17 protein-coding genes are annotated in these 17,046 nt (G+C 34.4%); 7 read left to right on the top strand and 10 right to left on the bottom strand.

All coding sequences use genetic code 11. The annotated features are described in order from the left end of the window. Positions 1-3: 3 nt before the first annotated feature. The 3 genes from R2Q59_RS12715 to R2Q59_RS12705 all read right to left on the bottom strand — a co-directional run bounded on the left by R2Q59_RS12715 (position 4) and on the right by R2Q59_RS12705 (position 1,978). Positions 4-795, bottom strand: coding sequence for a sensor histidine kinase (locus R2Q59_RS12715; RefSeq protein ID WP_316785765.1), 792 nt, complete (start codon positions 793-795; stop codon positions 4-6). After that, positions 765-1,082 carry a hypothetical protein gene (locus R2Q59_RS12710; protein WP_316785764.1) on the bottom strand — a complete coding sequence of 106 codons (318 nt, stop codon included), beginning with the start codon at positions 1,080-1,082 and terminating at the stop codon, positions 765-767. The genes R2Q59_RS12715 and R2Q59_RS12710 overlap by 31 nt, the downstream gene beginning before the upstream one ends. Before the next feature lie 353 nt (positions 1,083-1,435). Next, positions 1,436-1,978, bottom strand: coding sequence for a hypothetical protein (locus R2Q59_RS12705; RefSeq protein WP_316769509.1), 543 nt, complete (start codon positions 1,976-1,978; stop codon positions 1,436-1,438). Positions 1,979-2,195: 217 nt separating this feature from the next. Between R2Q59_RS12705 and R2Q59_RS12700 the strand changes: the two genes are divergently transcribed. Further along, positions 2,196-2,492 (top strand): hypothetical protein, encoded by a 297-nt coding sequence (locus R2Q59_RS12700; RefSeq protein WP_316769507.1) that lies wholly within the window; start codon positions 2,196-2,198, stop codon positions 2,490-2,492. A 134-nt stretch (positions 2,493-2,626) separates the two neighbouring features. After that, a complete protein-coding gene (locus R2Q59_RS12695; protein ID WP_316769505.1) occupies positions 2,627-2,851 on the top strand; it encodes a helix-turn-helix transcriptional regulator in 225 nt (74 codons plus the stop codon). 56 nt (positions 2,852-2,907) lie between these two features. Here the strand turns inward: R2Q59_RS12695 and R2Q59_RS12690 are convergent, their stop codons facing one another. Then, positions 2,908-4,494, bottom strand: a complete 1,587-nt coding sequence (locus R2Q59_RS12690) for a M28 family metallopeptidase (RefSeq protein ID WP_316785763.1) — start codon at positions 4,492-4,494, stop codon at positions 2,908-2,910. A gap of 206 nt (positions 4,495-4,700) precedes the next feature. Here R2Q59_RS12690 and R2Q59_RS12685 point away from each other — a divergent pair, with 206 nt between their 5' ends. Then, entirely contained in the window at positions 4,701-6,053 is a 1,353-nt protein-coding gene (locus tag R2Q59_RS12685; RefSeq protein ID WP_316785762.1) for a M20/M25/M40 family metallo-hydrolase, read from the top strand. 98 nt (positions 6,054-6,151) lie between these two features. Here R2Q59_RS12685 and R2Q59_RS12680 read toward each other — a convergent pair whose 3' ends face one another. Further along, the gene (locus tag R2Q59_RS12680; protein WP_316785761.1) at positions 6,152-8,539 is read right to left on the bottom strand and encodes a TonB-dependent receptor domain-containing protein; all 2,388 of its coding nucleotides are present in this window, start codon (positions 8,537-8,539) and stop codon (positions 6,152-6,154) included. 109 nt (positions 8,540-8,648) lie between these two features. Here R2Q59_RS12680 and R2Q59_RS12675 point away from each other — a divergent pair, with 109 nt between their 5' ends. Next, entirely contained in the window at positions 8,649-10,316 is a 1,668-nt protein-coding gene (locus R2Q59_RS12675; protein ID WP_316769499.1) for a histidine kinase, read from the top strand. Continuing rightward, positions 10,313-11,008 carry a LytR/AlgR family response regulator transcription factor gene (locus R2Q59_RS12670; RefSeq protein WP_316785760.1) on the top strand — a complete coding sequence of 232 codons (696 nt, stop codon included), beginning with the start codon at positions 10,313-10,315 and terminating at the stop codon, positions 11,006-11,008. The genes R2Q59_RS12675 and R2Q59_RS12670 overlap by 4 nt, the downstream gene beginning before the upstream one ends. Before the next feature lie 197 nt (positions 11,009-11,205). Here the strand turns inward: R2Q59_RS12670 and R2Q59_RS12665 are convergent, their stop codons facing one another. From R2Q59_RS12665 to R2Q59_RS12655, 3 genes are read right to left on the bottom strand one after another with little or no spacing between them, the layout of a single operon-like run. Next, a complete protein-coding gene (locus R2Q59_RS12665) occupies positions 11,206-12,003 on the bottom strand; it encodes an ABC transporter permease (RefSeq protein ID WP_316769497.1) in 798 nt (265 codons plus the stop codon). A 1-nt stretch (position 12,004) separates the two neighbouring features. Then, entirely contained in the window at positions 12,005-12,913 is a 909-nt protein-coding gene (locus R2Q59_RS12660; RefSeq protein ID WP_316769495.1) for an ABC transporter ATP-binding protein, read from the bottom strand. A gap of 2 nt (positions 12,914-12,915) precedes the next feature. Further along, complete coding sequence (locus R2Q59_RS12655; protein WP_316769494.1) at positions 12,916-13,092, bottom strand: hypothetical protein; 177 nt, start codon at positions 13,090-13,092, stop codon at positions 12,916-12,918. A gap of 257 nt (positions 13,093-13,349) precedes the next feature. Here R2Q59_RS12655 and R2Q59_RS12650 point away from each other — a divergent pair, with 257 nt between their 5' ends. Both R2Q59_RS12650 and R2Q59_RS12645 read left to right on the top strand, forming a co-directional pair. Further along, the gene (locus R2Q59_RS12650) at positions 13,350-14,372 is read left to right on the top strand and encodes a sensor histidine kinase (protein WP_316785759.1); all 1,023 of its coding nucleotides are present in this window, start codon (positions 13,350-13,352) and stop codon (positions 14,370-14,372) included. Further along, entirely contained in the window at positions 14,369-15,118 is a 750-nt protein-coding gene (locus R2Q59_RS12645) for a LytR/AlgR family response regulator transcription factor (protein WP_131551285.1), read from the top strand. Before R2Q59_RS12650 ends, R2Q59_RS12645 begins: the two co-directional genes overlap by 4 nt. Positions 15,119-15,318: 200 nt before the next feature. Here the strand turns inward: R2Q59_RS12645 and R2Q59_RS12640 are convergent, their stop codons facing one another. Both R2Q59_RS12640 and R2Q59_RS12635 read right to left on the bottom strand, forming a co-directional pair. Further along, positions 15,319-16,197 (bottom strand): TraB/GumN family protein, encoded by an 879-nt coding sequence (locus R2Q59_RS12640; RefSeq protein WP_316785758.1) that lies wholly within the window; start codon positions 16,195-16,197, stop codon positions 15,319-15,321. A gap of 72 nt (positions 16,198-16,269) precedes the next feature. Next, on the bottom strand, positions 16,270-17,046 hold the full coding sequence (locus R2Q59_RS12635) for a lysophospholipid acyltransferase family protein (protein ID WP_316785757.1): 777 nt from the start codon (positions 17,044-17,046) through the stop codon (positions 16,270-16,272).

Below are 17,046 nucleotides of genomic sequence, written 5' to 3'. Positions count from 1 at the left end.
GTTTTATGGATAGGGTATGTCTATAGCTATTAATGTTCCACTTGTAGGCGATGAGGTTATCAAAATTTCGCCATTGATTAAAGCTACTCTCTTAAAAATAGAATTTAACCCCATGCCAGATTTCTTCATTTTCACGTTTTCGATATCAAAACCAACCCCGTTATCTTGTATTTTTAAAAATATTTTTTCACTGATCATATAAATATTAAATTCTAACCGTGTGGCTTTTGAATGTTTTATAATATTATTGATGATTTCTTGAAGCAGACGTAAAATAATAAGATCCTTGTTTTGAGAGTGAATTTCAATATTAATGAGTTCATTTTTAACCTTTAACTCGTAGTTGCCTAGTTTCTTTAAACGATCTAGCTCGTGTTTAATGACATTTCCTAAACCAGTCTGTACAATAAGTTCTCCGTGCATCAGCTTTGCTAAACCTCTTAATTCCTTTATAGAGCTATTAACTAGATTTAAAGATTCTGCGACTTTCTTTTCAAGGCGCTGTGGTTCGTTTAAATTAATTGAATTTAATGTAAGTGCTGTTAAACTAAGTAATTGTCCAATATTGTCATGAAGATCCGATGCGATAGTTTGCATAGTCTGCTCTTGCACTTCAATTTGAGTTTTGAGAAGTTCTGATTCGAATTGGTGCTTCATCATTTGTTTCTCAATTAAATGCTTTTTTCTACGTTGATTGTAAATAACTACAAGAAAAATGAGCCCCAGCGCTACAATAAAAAAAATGAGTGTAATTAAAATGAATGCTATGAAGAGGCTTGAGTTTTGTGAAGACATATAAATGATTTAATCCAACATCCGTACATCATAATATTTAAAAAATTCATGATAACATACCTTAAAGGAAATTTAATTTGCTTGCTGTATTCTACAATTTCTTTAAAAAAGGCGTTTGCCACACTACTTGTTACATAGAAAATTAGGCAGCCTGAAACAAACCAAAAAGCAGGTTCGCTTAAAATATCTTTTGCCTCTTCTTGTTTAAATAAACTGTAATAATATAATATTGATAATAGAATAAGAGCCCCACTAAATATAGTATTAGTTGTAGAAAAATATTTCATAAAACCTATATTATAAAAATCCCAACTGTAGAATCCTAGTATGAGAAGTAGACAAATTATGCAAATATTCTTTACATACGGAATGTCTATTATTTTATAAAAAATATAAATATGAAATACCGTATAAATTAATAAGAAAACATTATAAAGCCATTGAGTATCCACATTTAAAAATAAATATCTATTAACAAAGAAGCTATAGCTTTCAATAATGACTGTAATAGCAAGATATGGAATAAAATATCTCCAGTATTTGCTGTAAGTATTTCTAAGAAATAGAATGGATGCGATTAAACACATCCATTCTACTATTAATGAAAAGGGGAATTTAGTTAACCACATTAAATTATCGATTAGGAATCACTTCCGATATCATAAATTTCCTCATCATTGTTTGGAAAAGGCGGACAAATTTCTGCTTGATCAAGGCCATCGCCTGGGTCTGTTGGGCTTTTCGGCCTTGCAGACGCTATTAAGAGGCATTTGTGGTCTTCTAACATATCTTTAAATCCTTTAAAATTTACTGATGAAATAGCGCTATTTGCAAGATCTGTATTGCAAATTATGGTTGTAGTCTTTTTTAGATATTCCTCTGGTTTTAATCTTCCATTAGGAGGACAAGTTTTTAATTCTTTATGTTTTCCTAAGTAAATCTTTACTCCATAATCTTTATTATGTTGCTGCACATCTAGATCATTTTCTAAAAGGTCAATAATTTTACTGTGTAATACTCCATTTTTTACAAATAAATCCAAAATATCCTCCAATCTAAAATGAGCATATTTCAACTTTTTGCTTAATGCCACACCTCCTCTATGGTATTTTACCATTTTCTTAATGTCTTTTTTCTTAATTGCCCCTCTGTCTTTGCTTTTTTCATCTAGTTGTACTAACATAATTTTAAATTTAGATTGTTTGCGTTTAATTTTTACTAAAAGTCATTAATTACTAGTGAATTAGCAAGCGTAAAATGATCTTTTGTGCTACCGTAAAAATACCCTGTTAAATAGGGCGATTAGGCGTTTAAATTCGAAAAAATACCAAGCTAAATTTGATTGTATTAAAAGTTTAAACATTAAATCACCCTAAAAAACAATCATTAAATTAAAAATTATGAAAAATTACGCTCTCAAAATTGCAATTCTATTTTGTGCAATAATTGTATTCACTAAATGTAAACCTGAAGAAGATGTAACATCTTCGGCCTGCACTTTTAGCGATGCAGAATCGAACGCCTATTATAACACAGCTATGAAGTTTGCAAATAGCCCAACAAAAGGTAACTGCAATGTTTTAAAACAGTCATCTTTAGATCTAATTAAGAAATTTGAAAAATGTGACGCGGCAACAAAATCACAGATTGCTCAATTAACACAACAATGGAAAAGCATTGATTGCAATGCTTTCTAAAATATCAACCGATTAATAAGGTAGTCGCTTTTGCATACAAAAACTAGTAAATAAAGGAACCATTGTTTCTGAAGAATAAAAACCCACTAAAAATAAGGCATTATAGGTGCTTATAAAGTTTAAGAAAATTTATTATGACCTTAGAAATATCTTACGAAGCGAAACAAATTAGCCAACGGGAGTTAGAAATCTTGCATTTGGTATGTATGGGGAACAATAGTAAGGAGATTAGCGATCGGCTATTTATCAGTGAGCTAACCGTTAACACACATCGCAGAAATATGGTAAAGAAATTGGGCTTTAAAAATTCACATCAATTAGTAGTTTGGGCTTTTAAGGAGCAGGTGTTTACGTTCTAAAAAGAAAGCCTCCAGATTTTTGTCTGGAGGCTTTCTTTGTATGTAGTTTTATATAATTATGGTCTTGCAGGCGCTGGAGTAGGCATTGCTTTACGAGGCAATTTCTCAGCTCTTTCTGAAGTATGGTAAACAAAAGAAGCTACAATAGTTGCAGATTTTTTTAAGTCCTCAACATCTAAACGATCAAATGTATCCATGTTAGAGTGGTGAGTACGAGTGTTATAATCCATTGGGTCTTGAATAAACTGGAAGCCAGGCAAGCCAACACCATCATAAGCTTGGTGATCAGTACCGCCAGTATTGCTAATGGTAATTGTTTTAGCGCCTAAATCTGCGAATGGAGTTAACCAAGCTTGAAAAATGTCTTTTACTGCAGCATTTCCTTGCAAATAAACACCTCTAATTGTTCCTGTTCCATTATCTAAGTTGTAATAAGCAGATAATTTTTCGTGCTCAGGTTTAGCTTTCATGTCAGCCGGATCTGCAAAATGTTGTTTTACATAACCTCTTGATCCGAATAAACCTTGCTCTTCAGAACTCCACAAAGCAATACGAATGGTACGTTTTGGTTTAAAGTCGATAGCTTTTAAAATACGCATTGCTTCAATCATAACCGCTGATCCTGCACCATTATCAGTTGCGCCTGTACCTGAATGCCATGAATCGTAGTGGCCACCTAACATTACAACTTCGTCTTTTAGTTTAGGGTCTGTACCAGGGATTTCTCCAATTACATTATATCCTTTTGGGTCTTTATCATAAAATGAAGTTTTAACTTCAGCTTCTATCTCCACTTTTTCGCCACCACGTAATAAACGTAAAATGTGTAAGTAATCTTCGCTGCTAACTTCTAATTCTGGATTTACTGCTTTAGCATCTAATTTATAAGAAGCACCATTGCTAGTAAAGAAAGTACCGTGACTTCCACGAGCATAAGTTAATTTTAATCCAATTCCTTCTGCTAATAATACGCTATCAATTGCAGCTCTCATACCCATCATTCTCATCATCATCGCTCTTTGGTTGTTACCTGCACCTGGAGCACCTTGACGATTTCCTTGGCCACCACCGCCAGCAGCTGGAGGAGTAGCAGCAGCCATCTTCTCTAAATCTTCCTCTGTATAACGAACGGCATCTGCTTTATAGGTATTCTTTAGAGGTTGTACCAATGCAGATTCAATCATTACAATTTTACCTTTTAACTTGCCTTTATATTTGGCTAAATCAGTTATTGTATCAGCTTTAATTAAAATTACCTCAGATTTAATTGGGCCATTTGTACTTGGCGTCCAAGCTTTTGGAGAAGCTATAATTGGACGATAGAAAGGTTTGGTTGTAGCAGCATAATACTTATCAACTTGCCATCCTTTACCAAAATCGCCCCAAGCCTCTAAATGAACATTCTTTAAGCCCATTTCATTGAAATATTTAACCGCCCAGTCTTGTGCTCTTTTTAAGCCCGGTGAGTTAGATAAACGTGGTCCTGCAACATCAGTAATCTGGTAAGCAATTTCAGATGCTTTAGATTTATCCAGTCCTTCTGTTCTAATTTTTGCAACAGCGGCCGAGTTTACTGGCTCTTGCGCAAATGCAGAAAAGCATAAGCCTAAAGCCAATGCGCTAAAAGTAATTTTTTTCATCATAATTTAAGTTGTTTTTTAGTTGAGATGAAGCTATCTATCGCATCTATGTTGTTTGATATTTGTATGCGCTAGATGGTTTCATCATAATTATAGTTTTAAATAGTTGTTAAGCGATTTTAAGTATCATTATTGTTGGTCAATTTACAGTTAATCATAAATAATTGTACCTTTCTATTCAGATTTTTACACGCCCTATTATGATTAGCATGAAATATTTTAGAATCACTGCGTTTTTTATCCTTTTAGCTTCTGGAAAGCTTTTTGCTCAGCAAACCATTAGTCGAGACCCAGCCATAAGTACGTTAGTTAATGAAGTTTCGGCTTCAAATTTAGAATCAGTAATTAAAAAGTTAGTTTCTTTTCAAACTCGTCATACTTTAAGCGACACTTTGAGTAAAACCACAGGTATCGGCGCTGCCAGAACCTGGATTAAAAGTGAGTTTGAAAAATATGGTGTCGCTGGAGGAAATAGACTTCAAGTTTCTTATGATACTTTTACTCAACCTGCAGATGGTAGAAGGATAACTGCACCTGTTGTACTTAAAAATGTAGTAGCCATTTTGCCAGGTACCGACCCGAATGATAAAAGGATGTTAATGGTCTCTGGACATTATGATTCACGTGTCACTGACGTGATGAATATTAAAGATTTCGCCCCTGGCGCAAATGATGATGCCTCTGGTGTTGCTGCGGTTATGGAAATGTGTAGGATAATGAGCAAACAAAAATTCAATTGTACTTTAGTTTTTGTGGCGATGGTGGGAGAGGAGCAAGGTCTATATGGTGCCACAAATCTGGCCAAAAGAGCAAAGGAAGAAGGTTGGAATGTTCACTTGTTGATGAACAATGACATAGTTGGAAATTCTTACGGAATGGAAACCGACATTAAGGACAATAAAAGTGTACGTGTATTTAGTGAAGGAGTGTCGCCTTTAGAAACACCAGCACAAGTGGCAGCAAGACAATCGGCTGGAACCGATAACGATGGAAAAGCGAGACAAGCTGCAAGATACATTAAAGAGGTTGCAGAGCGATATGTGGACCAATTAGAAGTAAAACTGATTTATAGAAGAGACCGCTTTTTACGTGGAGGAGATCATACACCATTTTCTCAACAAGGTTTTGCCGCAGTACGGATTACCGAGATGAATGAAGATTTTAATAGACAACATCAAGATGTGAGGACAGAAAATGGTTTTAAGTTTGGCGATTTGCCAGAATATGTAGATTATAACTACCTGCAAAAGGTAACCAGAATGAACCTTTCGGTGATGTCTAATTTAGCATTATCGGCTCAAGAACCTGAAAATGTGGTGGTACTTACCGCTGGCTTAACCAATAAAACTGCTTTAAAATGGGATGCACCAAAAGGCAAAACGCCAGCAGGCTATTATGTGTTGATGCGTGAAACAACAAGTCCATATTGGGAGAAGAAATTTTTCGTGAAAGAAAACGCAGCAACGTTAGCCTACTCAAAAGATAATTATTATTTCGGTGTGCAATCTGTAGATGAGAATGGGCACGAAAGTTTGGTAATTATACCGAGGGCAGGGCGATAAAAATGTTCTCCTCTAATCAGTTTTGTCATTCAGAGCGAAGCGAAGAATCTATGAAATAAATCATCTTTATAGATTCCTCCAAAGTCGGAATGACAAAATTAATTCCTATTTCCTGCTTTAGCTTGTCTTGCGCCTTGGTTTTCTTTTAAGTTTAATTTATACACAAACGTTAAGCGATATCTTGCTGCATTCGGACTGTTAACCTGAACAAGTGAATAATTGTTTCCCGTTGTTGTAGTTTCAAATTTTCTTAAATTAAATAGGTTAGCTACATCAAACAATAAGGTTGCTTTATCTTTAAGAAATGTTTTACCTGCTCCAACATCCACATTGTGAATGCTTGCAGTTCTACTTTGCGCATTGCTTTGCGCTCCTGTAAAATTATATCGCCCTTGAAAACTCAACTTTTTAGGTAACTTAATTTGTGTGCTTATCCTACTGGTTAAAATGTTGCCATTGTAATAAAAATCCTGATTCGCATAAAACCCTTTTTGCGTAAAGTGATAAGCATTAACCTCTATGCTAAATTGTAAAAAACGGTAAGGGTTGTACAACAAAGAGAGTTCTAGTCCACTCCGTGTTTCGCCATCAATATTTATGGGAGTTGTGATAAAAACGCCATTTGAGTTTCTGTAGGTATAATCTTGAGTAATATCTTTATTGTTTTGATAGTATATCGATGGATTGAAAGTGACTTTATTCCAATTGCTCAAAAAGCTCAATTCTATAACATCAGCATAAGATGGATTTAAATTTGGATTACCAACATATTGCGAATTAAAATCCGTTAGCTCATTAAAAGGGTATAAAGCAAAAAGCGATGGCCTGTTAATGCGTTTACTGTAACTAGCCTGAACGGTTGTTTTGGTATTAATCTGATAAGATAAGTTGAGCGTCGGAAAAAATCTAGTGTAGTTTTTATCGCTATTAAATGTTCCTGCCCTGTCCTCTAAACCAATTTTAGTTAACTCAGTTCTCATTCCAAGTTGATAAGCTATTTTATTCCACTTACTGCCAAATTGCACATAGGCACTTCCAATTAATTCATCGTAAATAAGCTCATTATTAATTCCATCTAATATTTCCCAATTGGTATTATTTTGTCGCTCTGCTTTAAAGTCGCTCGTTACGCTGCGTTTTTCGGCTTTAATGCCAAACTCTAAATTTGCAATGCTATCTAATGGATGCACATAGTCTGTTTGCAACATAAAATCCTTGCTGGCACCTATAGAACTTGTTTTAACACTTGGAAAATTTGTAGCGATAGGCAAGGTTTTTTGGGTAGATAGGTTCCAGTCTTTATCACTGTTCCAAAAATCATATTGCATATCTACAGTGTATTTTTGGTTAGGCTTATTAAACGTTTTGGTGTAATTAAACTCCAGCTGGTTGTAGTTTCTTTTTTCCCAAGACTCGCCTTCACGCAACAATGCGCTATCTAATGTATTTCCCTTTTTTGCATAATCATATTGCAAACTCGTTTTATCGTGGTCGTTTGTGGTTTTATTTAAAAATGCAGCCGTTATGGTGTTGTGGTTGTTAATTAGAAAATCGCCACCAAAATATAACATCTTAGCATCGTCATGTCTATCCTCATCTTGTCGTTTATGCAGCAAGTTTGTAGTTCCAGCATCATTGGTAGATTGGTCTGAAATGTAGAGTCCATCATAATCTGAATAACGGAGACCGAAGGTAGAGAACAAGTTAATCTTTGCTGATTTGTAGTTTAAACTGGGTGTAATTCTAGTCTCATTTGGCACACCACCTACTAAACTTAATTGTCCATTTAATCCAGATTTTTTATTTTTCTTTAATATGATATTGATGATTCCTGCCGAACCAGCTGCATCATATCTCGATGATGGATTGGTAATCACTTCCACTCTTTCTATTTGGTCGGCAGGTAATTGGTCAAGTGCATTTCCTTGCGTAAAACCAGAACGTCTCCCATCAATTAATATCAAGACATTGCTGTTTCCTCTTAAACTCACAGCTCCTGCTGGACTTACGCTTACAGACGGAACGCCATTTAATACATCCAAGGAAGAACCAGTTTGAGATAACACATCTTTACCAACCAGAAATACTTTTTTATCAAGCTTTAAGCTAATGGATGGTTGCTCGCCATTAACTGCCACTTCTTTTAATAGTGTAGCATCTGGCTGAAGAATGATAACTCCCAAATTTATTACCGAGTTTGATTTGCTTAACTGTTTAGTCAAAGTTTGATAACCCACCAAGGAAAACTCTACGGTTAAACTATCAGATGAAATTCCTTCTAGTTTAAAAATTCCCTTTTCGTCAGTAATTGCGGCAGATAATAATTTGGCTGATTTGTCTTTTATACGAACTGTAGCATAAGCAATGGGCGTTTTATCTTGTTCTTGCACAATTCCAGCAACGGATATTGCAGTTTTGCCCGCTTGTTGGGCGTTAACAAATAAACAATTACATAGAATGAAGAGGAGGAAATAGATTTGTTTCATGGTACAAGTTTACAAGCGATGAACCATCATCTAATAGAAAACTATGTCAACTGCTCTATATCCTTTTGAAATGCATTTTTATGAAGAATGTATAGCCTATCTTTGGTAAATGAAGAATTGCCTTTTTCTTTTAGTAGCTATCCTTTTCCTGTCTTCTTGCAGGCCAGCAACCGATTTTAAGGATTATCCCCCATTATATAAAATAGGCGATAACCAATTATGGGCAAAAAAAGATTTTAATGATGTTGGTTGGGCAAGTGAACGGGGAAATGCGAAAAACAATGTTTTTTGGGTGCGAACTAAGGTTGATTTGGTAAAAAAACCAGTAGGACAACTAGGCTTAAAAATAGAAGCGTTCGGTGCTTTCGATGTTTACTGGGATGGGCAGATTATAGGAAGCAATGGGCAAGTTATCGGTCCTCAAAGAGCAGAAATCGCGGGTACTTCTTCAACTTATTACAGCATTCCAGATTCACTAGCACAAACTGGAAGTCATCTAGTGGCCCTTCGTGCTTCACAATCTTATCTACAACATGTTGAGCGAGATATTGGCTTAGGTTTAAGCACTTATGAAAGCTTACTTAGGGCACCGTTAATTATTACCGCGTTTATGAATTTGATGGCAGGTGCATTTTTAATCGCAGCTATTTACTATCTATTTTTATACATCAACAGTCGCCAGAGACAATACACTGTTTTAATTTTTGCGCTCATTTGCTTTCTGTTTTTTGCATTGCTGATTTTAGAATACATTAAGTTTTACGTAGAAATACCATACACACATTTCTTCTGGCGACTAGAAACCATAGGCTGGTTAACTTTTGCGCTCGCTATGTTGGTTCCGTTGTATTTTACCATTCAATTTAAGTTTAAATGGAAGAAAACATTAATGGCTTTGCTCTTAGTCATATTGGTAGCTATCTATATTTTAAACTTTGGCCATTATGATATTACTGCCTTCCGATACAGCCAAGTATTGTGGTTAGGCTCCTTATTAGTAGTTTTTACTGCAATTTATCAAAAAGAAAAAGGAGCAATAATTGTGTTAATTGGGCTGCTTGTAAGTGAGGTAATTAACCAATATTTATTTTACGATTTTAGTTTATTCATCAGTTTTAGCTTCATCGTTTTATGTATGCTTTATCTGCATACCATTCAAATGAAAGTGATAGAAGAACAATATCAAAACTCATTATTGCTTTCTTCTAAACTGCAGTTGGAGCTTATTAAAAAGAATATTCAACCTCATTTTATAAAAAACACCTTAACTTCTTTAATGGATTGGGTAGAAGAATCTCCCAAAGAAGGTACAGCATTTATTCAGGCATTGGCCGATGAATTTGATATCATGAACAGCATAGCTGAACAAGCTTTAATACCAATTAGACAAGAGATCGAGTTGTGTAAAAAACACTTGTCGGTTATGCAATTTCGAAAAGAAATCAATTATCAATGGGAAGAAAATGGAATTGATGAAGATGAGTTTGTTCCGCCTGCTTTATTCCATACCATTTTAGAAAATGGAATTACACATAGCAGTCCACTTGACGATGGAAGTTTGAAATTTAAGCTTTCATTCTCATCAGGAATTGAATACAAACAATATACTTTTGAGACTTTTGCAACTAATAGGGTAAAAACTAATTCGCGTGATGGAGGAAATGGATTCGTTTATATCAAAGCACGACTGACCGAAAGTTACGGGGATAAATGGGAGTTTACATCAAATGAAAGTGCTCAAGGTTGGATAACCACAATTAAAATTTATACCAAATGAGAGTATTAATAATTGAAGATGAAGCTAGAATTGCCAAGCGATTGGATAGAATGGCAAGTAATTACTTTGAGCAAAATTCTACCATTTCAATTTGTGATTCTGTCCAGAAAGGAATGGCTCACATAGATAATAATGAAATTGATTTGTTGTTGTTAGACTTAAATTTAAATGGAGAAAATGGCTTTGACTTATTAGAATCTGTTGTTTCCAGATCTTTCCATACTATTATTGTTTCTGCTAATACAGATAAGGCGATAATGGCTTTTGAATATGGTGTATTAGATTTTGTGCCTAAACCATTTGATGAAATTAGGCTAGCTCAAGCTTTCAAAAGAATAAATTACAACGTAAAACCAAGCGATGAGGCTCTTAAATTTCTTGCTGTAAAGAAAGCTGGTAATATTAAATTGATACCTATTGAAGATTTGCTTTACATTAAAGGAGCTGGGATTTATACTGAACTACATTTACGTAATGGAAAACAAGAGCTACATGATAAATCACTAGAAAGTTTAGAACTTTTATTGCCAGACTCATTCGAACGTATTCATAAATCTTATTTGGTTTCTTTAGAACTGGCAGAAAAGATTCTAATTCAGCCTGGCAGTAAGTATAGCTTGTTACTTAGAAGTGGAGAGCAATTGCCTATTGGGAGGTCGAAGTACAAAGATTTAAAGAATAAGATTATTTAATTGTCTATACTTTGGCAAACCTCTAGACGATTGCAAATGGTTTGTCAAAGTTTAAAAATGAATAACCAACACATTAAGAATATTTAATCACTTTGTGTCATTGTGCCTTGGTGGTTTAAGTTTTGTTGATTAAAGTCCATAAAAAAAGGGGTAGCATCCACCAACCCCATTTTTAACTAAAAACTAAACTAAAATCTTTATTTGATATTTCTTTTGGTCAAAATATAATAACCAAGTATAAATAGTACTAATGCATATATTAAACTTACCCAAACCTCTTGAGTGAAAATTGGGAATTGTTCGATATCTGTTTTTTTACTTGCCTTGGTTAATTGTAATGCCAATGTAGGGTTACTATATGTAATTAGATAAGCCCATTTCCATCCAACATTGGCGGTAATAATACCCATAATGATACCTACAAACCCAATCCCCATTGGCTTTAAAAAGTCTGACCATATCAAGCTAAATACAAACTGTAATGATAATATACCCAATGAAGCAAAAAATAGTTTGCTGTAAAATCTTAGCAGAGCTGGGATAGGGTTATAATCGTTAAAAGTGTATTTTGGAACAAGTAATTGAAGAATATGGCCACTAACGTAGGTAAGCGTTGCGAATAATGTTAAACAGATAAATAATAAAGAAACTGCGAATAGATATTTTGCGGCATAAATTGAAAACTTGTTGAGTGGTTGGGCAAATAATGTTTTCCAGGTATCATTTTTATGTTCAATATTGTTTACAGAAAAAGCCATAAACATTACATAGAAAGGCAAAATTAGCACACCCATTACGCCTAGTGTTGCTCCACTGAATTGACCCCAAAGGACCATCCCAGGATAGTTGTTCTTCAATACATCTTTAGATCCGAAATAAAATCCGATCATGATCAATCCGCAAATGGCGATAGGTAAAATAATTGCAGCCCAAAATGCTAGCGTTTTTCGTGATTTAAAAAATTCTGATTGTAGTGATATGAATAATGAGCGCATGTTAATTTTTTGAAGTAATGTCTAAGAATAAATTTTCAAGGTCTTTTCTTTCCTTGCCAATAGAAAAAACGGTTACACCGTTTTGAACTAACAATGTATTCATTGTTCCCATATCTGCTTTTGTCTTAAAAGTAACCGATACGGTTTGCACATCTTGCTGAACAATTTCTGCACCTGCATTTGTTAAAATTTCAATAGCTTTTTCTTGGTCGTCAGTTTCAATTTTTACTGATGGCTTGCTCAAGTCATGCAGTTCATTAATTGTTCCTTGAAACAATAACTGGCCTTTGTTGATGATGCCAACGTGAGTTGCAGTTCTTTCAATCTCTGCTAATAAGTGGCTTGATACTAAAATGGTTTTGCCATGTTTAGCTGTCAATTCGATCATCAAGTTCCTAATCTCAATAATTCCATTTGGGTCTAAACCGTTCGTTGGCTCATCTAACAACAATAATTCAGGGTCTGAAATTAAAGCTAATGCGATGCCTAGACGTTGTTTCATCCCTAAAGAATATTTGCCAGCTTTTTTGTTTGCGGCATCTGTTAAGCCAACTAAACTTAACATTTCGGCACATTTACTTCTTTTAATTCCTAAAAGGATGCAACGATTAATTAGGTTTTCTTTTCCTGATAAGTGCGCATATATTGCAGGTTGTTCTACTAAAGCACCCATGCGTTTTAAGCTCGCAATGCGATTTGAATTGATCTCCTTGCCAAAAATAAATACTTGGTCTGATGGAGATTGTAAAAGATTTAAAAGAATCTTTATGGTGGTGGTTTTTCCAGCGCCATTAGGGCCTAAAAATCCGTATATACTTCCTTGCGGTACTTGTAGCGATAAATCTTTAACAACGGTTTGTGAACCGAAGTTATAAGTTAACCCTACTGTTTCTATTGCGAAATTGCTCATGCTTATTTTAAGATTGCTGCAGTAGCTTTAACAATTGTGTTTGAAGTTGGAGTTGCTGTTTTTACAACTGCTTCATCATCTTGAACGTTATTTGTGCTTGTAGCAAATGCAAATAACATCATCACAAATACTGGAAATAATAAAAGTAAGAATGGCGATACGTTTGATAACTTTTTCATAACTCGTTTTATTTTAAGGTTCTTTTTGTTAGGTTGTTTTGTTTTGTTGAACAAATAGAATAAATTAAAATATGCTGCTAAAATGTTTTAGACCAAGTGCATTTTATCCTAGATAAACGGTTAAAAAGGCTATTTTGCAACTTATTGGTAGTTTTAGCCTTTTGGTAGAAAAAAAATGCCAGTTCGTCGAAAGTAAGCTCATAAAATAAATGATATATTTACTTTGGATGTAGTTAAGGCATATAAATAAATTAAATATGAAGAGTAAAGGTGCTATAATATTGCATGTTATTTTTTGGGTGATCATGTTGGGAGGTGCATTCGCAACATTGTTTTTATGGGAACATACAACAAAAGATATTATCTATTCGTATGGACTATTCAGTGTTTTAAATCTATCTGGTTTTTACATTAACTATATATTCTTAATTCCTGAACTTATACAAAAAAGGAAAAAATATTGGTTATATGTACTTAGCTTTATCTTTGTTTTAGCTGCCAGCGTTCTAATAAAAACAACAATAGCAGTGCTAAACCCAGATGACGTACTTGTTTCTATTAGAGGGAAAGATGTACATCACATAGCGGTTAATGACTATGTACTTGTCTCAACTTTCTTCTCGGGCTTTGTATTAGTGAGTAGTTGTATCATTAAGTTCTCTGTAGATTGGTTTTCTAACGAGAAAATTCAACGTAATTTAGAAAGTGAGAAAAAAGATATGGAGCTTCAGTTCTTAAAATCTCAATTAAACCCTCACTTTTTGTTTAACTCTTTAAATAATATCTATTCACTAGCCTATCAAAAATCTGATAAAACAGCAGATGCAATTTTGAAACTTTCTGAAATTATGCGTTACATGATTTATGAAAGTAATGATAGCTGGGTAGATTTAAGTAAGGAAGTTGAATATGTGACCAGCTTTGTGGAGCTTCAAAAACTAAGGTTTAAAGACGGAGCTTCGGTTGTAATTTCCATTAATGGTGAAATTGACGGGCAGAAAATCGTGCCTTTAATATTGATTTCGTTTGTAGAAAATGCATTTAAACATGGGGTTGCTAATGAGCCCGAAGATCCAATTAAAATCAATATTATTGCCAACCAAAAAATACTTCACTTTAGTGTGAGCAATAAAAAAAGTAAAACCAATAAAGACGCCATGGGCGGTGTTGGTTTAAATAACGTTGAACGAAGGTTACAGTTGCTTTATCCCGATAGGTATAAATTAAATATTGTAAATTCGGCTACCCATTACACTACAGAATTGATGCTAGACTTATGATATTAAAATGTATTGCTGTTGACGATGAGCCATTAGCGCTCGATATAATTGAGGATTACGTTTCAAAAGTGCCATTTTTGCAACTGGTAAAACGTACCGAAAATGCCATTGAAGCTTTGCAGTTGGTACAAGCTGGAGGAATTGATTTAGTATTTCTAGATATCCAAATGCCAGATTTAACGGGTATACAATTCTTGAAAATTGCTAGCGGAAAATCGAACTATATTTTAACAACTGCTTATTCTCAATATGCATTGGAAAGTTATGATTTGAACGTATCTGATTACCTTTTAAAACCAATTGCTTTTGACCGCTTTTATAAGGCTGTAGAAAAAGTTCACAACCAATTATTAAAGTCTGAACCTGCTGCGGTTGTAGTGCCAGAACCTGTTGCGCCACAAAACAACAATCATAATAATGGACCAGTTCAAGATTTTATCTTTGTAAAAACAGAGCATAAAATTCAGAAAATTGAATTGGATGATATTTTGTATATCGAAGGCTTAAAGGATTACATTTCAATTTTCACTAAAACAGAACGGGTAATTACTTTGCAGAATATGAAAAAGATGGAAGAAACCTTGCCAAAAGGAGAGTTCATCAGGGTTCATAAGTCATACATCATTTCGCTTGATAAAATTGAAAGTATTGAGCGTAGTCGTATTTCAATTGCTTCTAAAATTATCCCAATAGGAGATACTTATAGAGATGAATTTTTTAAGTTGATAGACGGGAAGAATATCTAGGGAGTGGTTGATGGACTATGGTCAATGGCCCATAGCTTAGTAGGGAATGAAGTTTAACTAGCTAACTTTGGCTAGGAACTATTTACGACAATAAATGTTTAGAAAGGTTGATGGACTATGGCTAATTGTCTAATCAGCTAAGCCACCTACTTAAGGCGTTGTGGCAATGAACCATTAACTATCAGCCATTAACCAAAGAACTAATTCGTCGCCACAGGTTTAACCGTGTAACCTTTGGCTTGAAAACCCTTAATCAACCCATCTTTACCCACTAAATGCCCAGCGCCGATAGCAATAAATAAACTTTTGTTTTGCATTAAACTCGGCAGTTTTTCTACCCATTTTACATTTCGATTTTTTAATAACCTATCGTTTTCTTCAGGAGTAAAATCATCCAGTTTGGAGAACCTTTTTTCTATTGCTTTAACGTTCTGGGAAATATAATCATCGTAAAGTTTTTGGCTTTCAGTTTTGTTTTTCTCTGCCTCTTTAACGTATTTGACCAATACTTCCTTTTGCCTTTCTAAACTGCTTCCAAATAGAATTTGAGCCTGTTCTTCAAGTGTCTCCAAACCAATTACTTCCTTGTTATTCGCTTTGCCATAATCCTGAAAGTATTGGTCGATGGCTGGATTAGTTTCTGTAAAAGTTGTAGGAGAGGTCATTTGAATAATCATTGTTTGTACTGCCATCGGACTAAACATATTGAACATTTTAAGCTCATATTTCCCCAAGCTTTTCAAGTAGTCATCAACTAATTTATAATCTGAAACATCGAGCAATTTATCCAAAGAATTATTTTTCAAAATCATGTAAGGCATTAGCTTAACCGCCAGTTCCTTGTCGATGATTAACTCGCCAACCACCATATCTGCTGCGGCTAGTTTTTCGTTTACAACCTTCATTGTATCTACAAATCCTTTATCGGCGAAATGATAAGTGCCAAAAAGATAGGATGGTTTTGCCAATCCATTGCCAGAGATTTCCCAAAGCAATGTGTTTTCTGCAATTTTCTTTTGTGCATTTGCACTCAGGCTAAAGCTTAAAAAACCAATTAAAAGGTATTTGATGATTCTCATTATTAATTTATACTAAGTGTTGGCGAGGACGCCAACCTCGGAATTCTTCGTTGGCGTCCTCGCCAACGTTGATTACTTAAGACTTGTATTTGCATCTATGTCTAGCAAACGAGTTGGCTGATTTAATTTTTCTCTAATTGCATTTTCGGCTGCTAAAACTATTTCTTCAGCATTCTTATCTGTTTTGTCGATAGGTTTTAAAACAGTCCACTTAACTGGATTGCCAACGGTTAAGAAGAACTTTCCATAACGCACAATTTTCCAAGAATTTTCAATGGCAATTGGAACAATTAAAGCATCGGGCACAACTTTTAGCAAGGTTGCAATGCCGCCAACATTAAAGGGTTTTATTTGGCCGTCTTTGGCTCTAGTACCTTCGGCAAATATCACAGTGCTCCAAGTATTTTCCTTCATTCTACGACCTAGTTTTATCAACTCAGAAACTGATTGTTTACTATCTTTTCGGTTAATGTTAGCACCACCACCAACTCTTAGGTTATAAGAGATAGAAGGGATGTTTTTTGTTAATTCTATTTTAGAAATAAACTTAGGATGATGTTTTCTTAAGAACCAAATTATGCCAGGAATATCATACATACTTTGGTGGTTGGCTACAAAAATAATCGGTCTATCAGTATGCAGGTTTTGTCCGTTTTTAAAAGTTACCGAGTTAAATAAAACCCAATTGCTGTAGGTTAAAAATAAGTTCAAGATATCTACAGAAATCTTGTGTGCTTTGTAACCAAATAAACGAAAGCAAATCCATTGTATGGGATGGAAAATGCATAAAAATAAAAAGAATACGATGTTAAAAATAGGGCCAAATATGTAGCCTAAAAATTTACTCAT

Origin of the sequence: Pedobacter frigiditerrae (assembly GCF_032678705.1) — a bacterium.
GTDB lineage: Bacteria > Bacteroidota > Bacteroidia > Sphingobacteriales > Sphingobacteriaceae > Pedobacter > Pedobacter frigiditerrae_A.
This window is presented reverse-complemented; position numbering and strand designations above follow the sequence as displayed.

Bases quoted from the DNA above. Each gene is read 5' to 3' on its own strand.
- R2Q59_RS12655 (WP_316769494.1), bottom strand. From the start codon at position 13,092: ATGAAAAAGTTATCAAACGTATCGCCATTCTTACTTTTATTATTTCCA.
- R2Q59_RS12650 (WP_316785759.1), top strand. From the start codon at position 13,350: ATGAAGAGTAAAGGTGCTATAATATTGCATGTTATTTTTTGGGTGATC.
- R2Q59_RS12665 (WP_316769497.1), bottom strand. From the start codon at position 12,003: ATGCGCTCATTATTCATATCACTACAATCAGAATTTTTTAAATCACGA.
- R2Q59_RS12715 (WP_316785765.1), bottom strand. From the start codon at position 795: ATGTCTTCACAAAACTCAAGCCTCTTCATAGCATTCATTTTAATTACA.
- R2Q59_RS12640 (WP_316785758.1), bottom strand. From the start codon at position 16,197: ATGAGAATCATCAAATACCTTTTAATTGGTTTTTTAAGCTTTAGCCTG.
- R2Q59_RS12635 (WP_316785757.1), bottom strand. From the start codon at position 17,046: ATGAGTAAATTTTTAGGCTACATATTTGGCCCTATTTTTAACATCGTA.
- R2Q59_RS12690 (WP_316785763.1), bottom strand. From the start codon at position 4,494: ATGATGAAAAAAATTACTTTTAGCGCATTGGCTTTAGGCTTATGCTTT.
- R2Q59_RS12705 (WP_316769509.1), bottom strand. From the start codon at position 1,978: ATGTTAGTACAACTAGATGAAAAAAGCAAAGACAGAGGGGCAATTAAG.
- R2Q59_RS12695 (WP_316769505.1), top strand. From the start codon at position 2,627: ATGACCTTAGAAATATCTTACGAAGCGAAACAAATTAGCCAACGGGAG.
- R2Q59_RS12645 (WP_131551285.1), top strand. From the start codon at position 14,369: ATGATATTAAAATGTATTGCTGTTGACGATGAGCCATTAGCGCTCGAT.
- R2Q59_RS12700 (WP_316769507.1), top strand. From the start codon at position 2,196: ATGAAAAATTACGCTCTCAAAATTGCAATTCTATTTTGTGCAATAATT.
- R2Q59_RS12660 (WP_316769495.1), bottom strand. From the start codon at position 12,913: ATGAGCAATTTCGCAATAGAAACAGTAGGGTTAACTTATAACTTCGGT.
- R2Q59_RS12670 (WP_316785760.1), top strand. From the start codon at position 10,313: ATGAGAGTATTAATAATTGAAGATGAAGCTAGAATTGCCAAGCGATTG.
- R2Q59_RS12710 (WP_316785764.1), bottom strand. From the start codon at position 1,082: ATGAAATATTTTTCTACAACTAATACTATATTTAGTGGGGCTCTTATT.
- R2Q59_RS12675 (WP_316769499.1), top strand. From the start codon at position 8,649: ATGAAGAATTGCCTTTTTCTTTTAGTAGCTATCCTTTTCCTGTCTTCT.
- R2Q59_RS12685 (WP_316785762.1), top strand. From the start codon at position 4,701: ATGAAATATTTTAGAATCACTGCGTTTTTTATCCTTTTAGCTTCTGGA.
- R2Q59_RS12680 (WP_316785761.1), bottom strand. From the start codon at position 8,539: ATGAAACAAATCTATTTCCTCCTCTTCATTCTATGTAATTGTTTATTT.